This is a genomic window from Halochromatium sp., from assembly GCF_054919635.1.
The window spans coordinates 1-8,654 of sequence record NZ_JBUDPI010000141.1 but is presented as its reverse complement, the minus strand read 5'-3'; the positions used below and the strand labels follow the sequence as shown (position 1 = coordinate 8,654).

The window sequence follows — 8,654 nt, the reverse complement described above, 5'->3', positions numbered from 1 at the left end:
TGAGCTCGCCGGCGGGGTAGGCCTCGGCGTGGATGTAGGAGATCTCCTTGAGCTTGAGCGCGCCTTCCATCGCGATGGGATAGGCCTCGCCGCGGCCAAGGAACAGGCAGTGGTGCTTCTCGACGAATTGCTCGGCCAGTTCCGCGATCTTTTCATCCAGCGCCAACACTCGCTCAAGCTGTGCCGGTAGCGAGCGCAAGAGAGCGACCTGCTCGGCCGCACCGTCGCAGGCCGTTGCGCCTGCACCTGCACCTGCGCCTTCCCTTGCCCCTGCACTTGCTGCACCAGCGCCGGCCCCTGCATGAAACTCTTGCGCCACATCAACCTTGCCGCGCTGATCAATCAGGGCCGCCCGGTGCAGTCGCGCCAGCGTCAGCGTCAATAGCAGCAATGCCACGAGCTGGGTGGTAAAGGCCTTGGTCGAGGCGACGCCGATCTCAGGTCCGGCGCGGGTCAGTAGCACCAGGTCAGACTCCCGGACCAGGCTGCTCTCGGGCACGTTGCAGATGGCCAGCGTGGTCGCGTAGCCACTGTCTTTGGCGATGCGCAGCGCAGCTAAGGTATCGGCGGTCTCACCCGACTGCGAGATGGTGACGAAGAGCGAGCCCGGTGGAACCACGTGCTTGCGATAACGATACTCGCTGGCGACTTCGACGTTGCAGGGCAGGCCAACGAGTGATTCGATCCAGTAGCGCGCGACCAGTCCGGCGTGATAGCTGGTACCGCAGGCGACGATGGTCACCGCCTGCGCCTGCTCAAAGATGCGCTCGGCGTCGACACCAAAGGCCTCTGGCAGCACGGCATCGCTGCTGAGTCGCCCCTCCAGGGTATCGGCAATGGCGCGCGGCTGCTCGAAGATCTCCTTCTGCATGAAGTGCCGATACTGACCGCGCTCGGCCGAGTCCGCTGCGACTGAGGATTCCCGCAGTGGACGCTCGACCAGCTCGCCCTGGGCGTTCCAGATGCTGAGTCGTTCGCGACGCAGCTCGGCAACATCGCCCTCTTCGAGAAAGATGAAGCGGTTGGTGACCGGCAGCAGCGCGAAGACGTCGGAGGCGATGAAGTGCTCCTGGAAGCCCACGCCAATCACCAAGGGACTCCCTTGGCGCGCCGCGAGCAGCCGATCGGGGAACTGTCGATCGATCACGCCAAGGGCGTAGGCCCCTTCCAGCCGCGTGATGGTCTCTCGCACCGCCTCGGTCAGGTCACGGCCGGCGTCGAGCGCGTCGTAGATCGCATGGACCACGACCTCGGTATCGGTCTGCGAGGTAAAGCGGTGACCCGCTGCGGTCTGCTCACGACGCAGCTGCTCATGATTCTCGATGATCCCGTTGTGCACGAGTGCGCAGCGCTCGCGGGCCATGTGCGGATGGGCGTTCTGCGTCGAGGGCTCGCCATGCGTCGCCCAGCGTGTATGGGCGATGCCGAGCGTCCCGGCAAGCGGCTGCTCCAGCAGTGCCGCGTTGAGCTGCGAGACCTTGCCTAGGGTGCGCAGACGACCGATCTGGCTCTGATCATCAATGACGGCGAGGCCCGCGGAGTCATAACCCCGGTACTCGAGACGCCTAAGACCCTCGAGCAAGATCGGTGAGACCGGACGATGGGCAATGGCGCCAACGATGCCGCACATAGGCAAGCTCCTTTGTTCAAACCACGTAGATCAAGCGGATCTGCTAGAGCAGACGTCAGACACCAGCGCTGGAGATTGCTCGCCCCATCAATGGCGGCTCAGGTCATTAGGGCCAACTTAGGTCGATGACTTGACCGGGCGCTGCCAACCCTTGATCGTTGCCTGCGGCGCACGTGTCAGCGTCAGTTGCTCGGCTGGAGCGTCGCGACTGATGACCGAGCCTGCGCCGATGGTTGCACCCGCCCCAACCGTCACCGGCGCCACCAAGGCCGTGTTCGAGCCGATGAAGGCGCCCTCACCGATCCGTGTCAGATGCTTATTGGCGCCATCGTAATTGCAGGTGATGGTGCCCGCGCCGACATTGACGCCAGCGCCGATCTCGGCGTCGCCGATGTAGCTGAGGTGGTTGACCTTGCTGCCGGCAGCGATGTGCGACTTCTTGACCTCAACGAAATTGCCGATATGGCAGCCCTCGGCGACCTCGGACTCCGGTCGCAGACGGGCGAAGGGGCCAATGCGTGCACCGGCGGCAACCGTGGCACCCTCGATGATCGAGTTGGCCAATACCTCAACGCCGGGACCAAGGGTGCAGTCCTTGAGGATACAGTTCGGGCCGATGCGGCAGTTGGCACCGATCCGTACGCGGCCTTCACAGATCAGGTTGACGTCGAGGAAGACGTCCTGATCACACCTGAGCGAGCCGCGCACATCCAATCGATTCGGGTCGGCGAGCGTGGTGCCACCAAGCATCAGCTTCTCGGCGAGACCGCGTTGATAGTAACGCTCAAGCGCGGCGATCTGCGCGCGATCGTTGACGCCTGCAACCTCCTCAAGGGTCTCGGGCGCCGTCGTTGCGACGGTCACGCCATCGGCGACCGCTAGCCCAATGACGTCGGTGAGGTAGTATTCGCGCTGGACATTGTCGTTGCCGATCCGCCTGAGCCACTGTGCCAGACTGTCTCGCTCGGCAACGATGATGCCGGTATTGACCTCGGTGATGGCGCGCTCGGCGGCACTGGCGTCTTTCTGCTCAACGATCTTGAGCACGCGGTTGCTCTTGTCGCGAACGATTCGGCCATAGCCGGCTGGATCATCAAGGGTCATCGTCAGCAGCCCCAACCGAGTCTCAGCCGTATCGCTAACCAGTCGGTTGAGGGTCTCGGGCTCGATCAAGGGCACATCGCCGTAGAGGACGAGCACCCGGTCCATCTCGGCCATGGCTGGCATCGCCTGCAGCACGGCGTGTCCGGTGCCTAGGCGCTCGGCCTGCTCCACCCAGGTCGCCTTGACTTCGGGGAATGCGTCCGGCACTTGCCGTCCGCCATGACCATAAACGACACCGATCTGCGCTGCACCCAAGGCAGCCGCCGCGTCCAGTACATGGGCCAATAATGGTCGCCCAGCCAAAGGATGTAGCACCTTTGGCAGAGCAGATTGCATCCGTGTGCCCTTGCCGGCGGCGAGAATAACGACACCAAGCTTCATCGATGCATCCTCTTCAAACAGTCAGCGCACTTCGCATCTGCTGATGATACCGCAGGCCCATCAATTTGCGCCCGCTCACCGGAAAGAGCGCGCGATGATCAAGGTCCCAACACGCGCCACCCCCGCTCGAAGGCGGGGGTGTCGCAGCAAGGGCTAGCGAGAGCGTGGCCCGATCAGCTACCGCGCATCTTGCGCAACTTCTCGATCGCGCGCAGCTGAGCGATGGCCTCGGCCAGCTCGGCCTGCGCCTTCGCGTACTCAAACTCCGCAGTCTGACCGGCGAGCGCATCCTCGGCTCGACGCTTGGCTTCCAGGGCCTTGGCCTCGTCGATGTTCTCGGCGCGGATGGCGGTGTCGGCGAGCACCGTGACGATGTCCGGCTGGACCTCGAGCATGCCCCCGGAGACATAAAAGTGCTCTTGCTTGCCGTGCTCGTCTTCGACCCGCACGTCACCTGGCTTCAGCCGAGTGATCAGCGGCGCATGCCTAGCGGCAATGCCGAGCTCACCCATCTCGCCCGGCGCATAGAGCATCGCCGCAAGCCCGGAATGGATCGCTCCCTCCGCGCTGACGATGTCGACGTGAACAGTCATTGCCATGGCTCAGTTCCTCCGCAATCGCTGTGCGATCACATCTTCTCCGCTTTGGCGACGGCCTCATCAATCGAGCCAACCATGTAGAACGCCTGCTCGGGCAGGCTGTCATGCTCGCCGTTGACGATGGCCTGGAAGCCGGCAATGGTGTCCTTGAGGCCGACGTACTTACCCGGTGAGCCGGTGAAGACCTCAGCGACGAAGAACGGCTGCGATAGGAAGCGCTGGATCTTACGCGCGCGGGAGACGATCAGCTTATCGTCCTCGGAGAGCTCATCCATACCCAGGATGGCGATGATGTCCTTGAGCTCCTTGTAGCGCTGCAGGGTACCCTGCACGGCGCGAGCGGTGTCGTAGTGCTCCTGGCCGACGATGTTCGGGTCGAGGATTCGGCTGGTCGAATCCAGCGGGTCCACCGCCGGGTAGATGCCCAGCTCGGCGATCTGACGCGAGAGCACCAGGGTTGCATCCAAGTGCGCAAAGGTGGTTGCAGGCGATGGGTCGGTGAGGTCGTCCGCGGGCACATAGACGGCCTGGAACGAGGTGATCGAGCCGGTGTGGGTCGAGGTGATGCGCTCCTGCAGGGCACCCATCTCCGAGGCGAGGGTCGGCTGATAGCCCACCGCTGAGGGCATGCGGCCCAATAATGCCGAGACCTCGGTACCGGCCAAGGTGTAACGATAGATGTTGTCGATGAACATCAGCACGTCACGGCCTTCCTCGCGGAAGTACTCGGCCATGGTCAGGCCGGTCAGCGCCACGCGCAGACGGTTGCCCGGGGGCTCGTTCATCTGACCGTAGACCAGGGCAACCTTGTCCAAGACGTTGGATTCGGTCATCTCGTGGTAGAAGTCGTTACCCTCACGGGTCCGCTCACCGACACCGGCGAAGACCGAGAAGCCCGAGTGCTCGGCACCGATGTTGCGGATCAGCTCCATCAGGGTAACGGTCTTGCCAACGCCGGCACCGCCGAACAGGCCGACCTTGCCGCCCTTGGCGATGGGCATGATCAGGTCGATGACCTTGATACCGGTCTCGAGGATCTCGGTTGCGCCAGCCTGCTCCTCGAAGGAGGGCGCTTCGCGGTGGATTGGCCAGGCATCCTCGGCACCGACGTCGCCCTTCTCGTCGATTGGATTGCCGAGCACGTCCATGATGCGACCGAGGGTCTTAGGACCAACCGGCACGCTGATCGGCGAGCCGGTGTTGCTGGCATCGATACCGCGCCTCAGACCGTCGGTCGAGCCCATCGCAATGGTGCGCACGATGCCATCGCCGAGCTGCTGCTGCACCTCCAGGGTGAGACCCGTTGAGTCGACCTGAAGCGCGTCATAGACCTTGGGCATCGCGTCGCGCGGGAACTGCACGTCGACGACGGCGCCGATGATTTCCACCACCTTACCGGAGCTCATAGCGGATTCCTCTATTCTGCCTCGCGACTGTTCGCAAGGGCGTGTTTACCTGAATTGGGTTGCCGTCGCAGCGAGCGCGAAAACGACACGAGAGCCGGGGCGCAGCCCTGCTCGGCGCTATCCAACGGCAGCAGCGCCGGCGACGATCTCGGACAGCTCCTGCGTGATCGCGGCTTGGCGCGCCTTGTTGTAGACCAGCTGCAGCTCATCGATCAGCTCGCCGGCGTTATCGGAGGCCGCCTTCATCGCCACGCGACGCGCGGCCTGCTCGCAAGCACCGTTCTCGACCACGGCCTGATAGACCAGGGACTCGATGTAGCGTGTCAGCAGACTGTCGAGGACGACCCGAGCATCGGGTTCGTAGATGTAATCCCAGATCGGTCCGGTCGGCCGGGCTTCATCATCGGCTTGTAAGGGCACCAACTGCCGAATCATCGGCTGCTGGGTCATGGTATTGACGAACTCGTTGTAGACGACGTAGACCGCATCGACCTCGCCGTTCTCAAAGGCATTGAGCATGACCCGGACGGTGCCGATCAGGTCCTCGATGTGCGGCTTGTCGCCGAGCTGGGTGACCTGGGCCTCGACCTTGCCACCGAAGCGACGGAAGAATCCCAGCGCCTTGCTGCCGATGGTGCAGAAGACCGGCTCGATACCCTCCGCCTTTTGCTCTTTGATCGTGGCGATCAGGCGGCGGAACAGATTGCTGTTCAGGCCACCGCAGAGGCCGCGATCAGAGGAGACAACGATGTAGCCAACGCGCTTGATCTCGCGCTGCTCGGCCATGAAGCTGTGGCGATATTCTGGTGACGCCTTCGCCAGATGGCGAATCACCTGCAGCATCTTCTCTGCATAGGGACGCGAGGCCTGCATACGCTCTTGCGCCTTACGCATCTTTGAGGTCGCGACCATCTCCATCGCACCGGTGATCTTCTGGGTGCTCTTGATGCTCGAAATCTTGGTGCGGATCTCTTTGGCGCCTGCCATTGCGTGCTCCGTGTGTGAGCGGGCCCCGCCAGGGGCCCAGGCCCAGCATTACCAGGTGTGATTGGCCTTGAAGTCCTTGAGCGCGCTATGCAGTGCGCCTTGGACCTCGTCGTCATACTTGCCCGAGGCATTGATGTCATCGAGCAGGGCCTTATGGCTGCTGGCCATGTAGCTCTGCAGCGCACGCTCGAAATCGACCACCTTCTTGACCTCGACGTCGTCGAGATAGCCCTCATTCGCGGCGAACAACGAGACCGCCATCTCACCGACATTCAGAGGGTGATACTGCAGCTGCTTCATCAGCTCGGTGACGCGCTCGCCGCGCTCGAGCTGCTTGCGGGTCGCCTCGTCGAGGTCGGACGCAAACTGCGAGAAGGCGGCCAGCTCGCGGAACTGAGCCAGCGCGAGACGGATACCGCCGCCGAGCTTCTTGATGATCTTGGTCTGAGCGGCGCCACCGACACGCGAGACCGAGAGGCCAGCGTTGATCGCGGGCCGGATACCGGCATTGAACAGGTCGCTCTCGAGGAAGATCTGACCATCAGTGATCGAGATCACGTTGGTCGGCACGAACGCAGAGACGTCGCCGGCCTGCGTCTCGATGATTGGCAGCGCGGTCAGCGAGCCGGTCTTGCCCTTGACCTTGCCGTCGGTTGCCTTCTCGACATAGTCGGCGTTGACCCGAGCGGCACGCTCGAGCAGACGTGAATGCAGATAGAAGACGTCACCCGGATAGGCCTCACGCCCTGGTGGCCGACGCAGCAGCAGCGACACCTGACGATAGGCCCAGGCCTGCTTGGTCAAGTCATCGTAGACGATCAGCGCATCTTCGCCCTTGTCGCGGAAGTATTCGCCCATCGCACAGCCCGAATACGGGGCGATGAACTGCAGCGCAGCGGAGTCAGCAGCACCGGCATGGACGATGATGGTGTGCTCCATCGCGCCATGCTCTTCGAGCTTGCGCTGCACCGCCGCCACCGAAGAGTTCTTCTGGCCAACGGCGACGTAGATGCACTTAACGCCGGTGCCCTTCTGATTGATGATCGCATCGATGGCAACCGCGGTCTTACCGGTCTGACGGTCGCCGATGATCAGCTCGCGCTGGCCGCGGCCGACTGGGACCATGGCATCGATCGCCTTGAGGCCGGTCTGCAGTGGCTGATCGACCGACTGGCGCGCGATAACGCCAGGCGCAATCTTCTCGATTGATGACTGGCCCTCAGCCTTGATCGGGCCCTTGCCATCGAGTGGCGCGCCAAGCGGGTTGATCACACGCCCGAGCAGCCCCTCGCCGACTGGCACCTCGAGCACGCGGCCGGTGCAGCGTGCCCAGTCGCCCTCGGAGAGATGCGTGTAGTCGCCAAGGATGACGGCACCCACGGAGTCGCGCTCGAGATTCAGTGCCAGACCAAAGGTGTTGTTCGGAAACTCCAGCATCTCGTAGTACTGGGCGTCAGACAGCCCATAGATACGAACGATGCCATCGGTCAGGCTGACGATCGTGCCCTCGGCTCGAGCCTCGGTCTTGATGTCGAACTGCTCGATCTTCTGTTTGATGAGATCACTGATCTCGGAGGGATTGAGTTGCATGGCGGTGTCCCGTTCAGAATTGCAATTCGTTAGCCAGCTGCTGCAGCCTGCCGCGCACCGAGCCGTCGATGACGACATCATCAGCGCGCACCTCGAGACCACCGATGAGGCTCGGGTCTTTCTCGACCGTCAGCTCGATCTCGGCGCCAAAATGGCCCTTTAGCGATGACTTGAGGCTGTCTTGCTCTGCAGCCGACAATGCGTAAGCGCTCCGGATCTGGATGTGCCGCACACCCTGGACCGCGGTCTTGCGCGCCTCGTAGAGCCGAGCGAGATCCGGGAGAACCGTCAGACGCTCGTTCTCGGCGAGCAAGCGGACCAGGTTTTGGACCTCGACACTCAACCCCTCACCGGCGACCGCAAAGATCAGATCGACCAGCTCGCGATCACTGAGGCTCGGGTTTCCGATCTGTGCCGCGACCTGAGGGTCAGCAACAATCACTGAGAGCCTGCTCAGTGCGTCGGACCAGGCGTCTAACGTCTTATTGGCGTGAGCCACCTCGAAGGCGGCCTCGGCGTAGGGTCGCGCGATGGTTGTGCTGTCTCCGGCCATCGGCTCGTCCTAAAGCTGTTTTGCGAAGGAGTCGAGCAGCGCCTTGTGGGCACCGGCATCGATCTCTTTTTCCAAGACCTTCTCGGCAGCGGCCACGGCCAGCGCCGCCATGCGCTCGCGCAATTCCTCGCGCGCACGATTGGTCTCCTGCTCGATCTCGGCGTGGGCAGCGGTCTTGATCCGGTCCGCCTCACCCTGAGCGTCACGCTTGGCCTCATCCATGACCTCGTTGTAGCGCTTCTGCGCCTGCGCAACGATATCGCCTGCCTTGGCCTTGGCTGCCTTCAGCTCCTCCAGTGCCTTTTGCCGGCCAATCTCTTGCTCTTGCTGGCCACGCTCAGCGGCTGCTAAGCCTTCGGCGATCTTGGTCGCCCGCTCGTCCAGCGCCTTCATGATCGGCGGCC

8 protein-coding genes are annotated in these 8,654 nt (G+C 62.9%); all 8 read right to left on the bottom strand.

Annotated elements, in window-relative coordinates:
* Positions 1-1,630, bottom strand: a 1,630-nt coding sequence (gene glmS, locus ACY693_RS10120) for a glutamine--fructose-6-phosphate transaminase (isomerizing) (RefSeq protein WP_462321707.1), incomplete at its 3' end; no start/stop codon positions are given.
* Positions 1,631-1,747: 117 nt separating this feature from the next.
* A complete protein-coding gene (glmU, locus tag ACY693_RS10115) occupies positions 1,748-3,115 on the bottom strand; it encodes a bifunctional UDP-N-acetylglucosamine diphosphorylase/glucosamine-1-phosphate N-acetyltransferase GlmU (RefSeq protein ID WP_462321706.1) in 1,368 nt (455 codons plus the stop codon).
* A gap of 173 nt (positions 3,116-3,288) precedes the next feature.
* Positions 3,289-3,714, bottom strand: a complete 426-nt coding sequence (locus ACY693_RS10110) for a F0F1 ATP synthase subunit epsilon (RefSeq protein ID WP_462321705.1) — start codon at positions 3,712-3,714, stop codon at positions 3,289-3,291.
* 29 nt (positions 3,715-3,743) lie between these two features.
* The gene (gene atpD / locus ACY693_RS10105) at positions 3,744-5,120 is read right to left on the bottom strand and encodes a F0F1 ATP synthase subunit beta (RefSeq protein ID WP_462321704.1); all 1,377 of its coding nucleotides are present in this window, start codon (positions 5,118-5,120) and stop codon (positions 3,744-3,746) included.
* A gap of 117 nt (positions 5,121-5,237) precedes the next feature.
* Positions 5,238-6,107, bottom strand: coding sequence for a F0F1 ATP synthase subunit gamma (gene atpG / locus ACY693_RS10100; RefSeq protein ID WP_462321703.1), 870 nt, complete (start codon positions 6,105-6,107; stop codon positions 5,238-5,240).
* A 48-nt stretch (positions 6,108-6,155) separates the two neighbouring features.
* Entirely contained in the window at positions 6,156-7,697 is a 1,542-nt protein-coding gene (atpA, locus tag ACY693_RS10095) for a F0F1 ATP synthase subunit alpha (RefSeq protein ID WP_462321702.1), read from the bottom strand.
* A gap of 13 nt (positions 7,698-7,710) precedes the next feature.
* Positions 7,711-8,250 (bottom strand): F0F1 ATP synthase subunit delta, encoded by a 540-nt coding sequence (locus ACY693_RS10090; protein ID WP_462321701.1) that lies wholly within the window; start codon positions 8,248-8,250, stop codon positions 7,711-7,713.
* A 9-nt stretch (positions 8,251-8,259) separates the two neighbouring features.
* Positions 8,260-8,654, bottom strand: a 395-nt coding sequence (locus ACY693_RS10085) for a F0F1 ATP synthase subunit B (protein ID WP_462321700.1), incomplete at its 5' end; no start/stop codon positions are given.

What these genes read in the sequence shown, in the direction of transcription:
- atpA (WP_462321702.1), bottom strand. Translation starts at nt 7,697, where the DNA reads ATGCAACTCAATCCCTCCGAGATCAGTGATCTCATCAAACAGAAGATC.
- ACY693_RS10110 (WP_462321705.1), bottom strand. Translation starts at nt 3,714, where the DNA reads ATGGCAATGACTGTTCACGTCGACATCGTCAGCGCGGAGGGAGCGATC.
- atpD (WP_462321704.1), bottom strand. Translation starts at nt 5,120, where the DNA reads ATGAGCTCCGGTAAGGTGGTGGAAATCATCGGCGCCGTCGTCGACGTG.
- atpG (WP_462321703.1), bottom strand. Translation starts at nt 6,107, where the DNA reads ATGGCAGGCGCCAAAGAGATCCGCACCAAGATTTCGAGCATCAAGAGC.
- glmU (WP_462321706.1), bottom strand. Translation starts at nt 3,115, where the DNA reads ATGAAGCTTGGTGTCGTTATTCTCGCCGCCGGCAAGGGCACACGGATG.
- ACY693_RS10090 (WP_462321701.1), bottom strand. Translation starts at nt 8,250, where the DNA reads ATGGCCGGAGACAGCACAACCATCGCGCGACCCTACGCCGAGGCCGCC.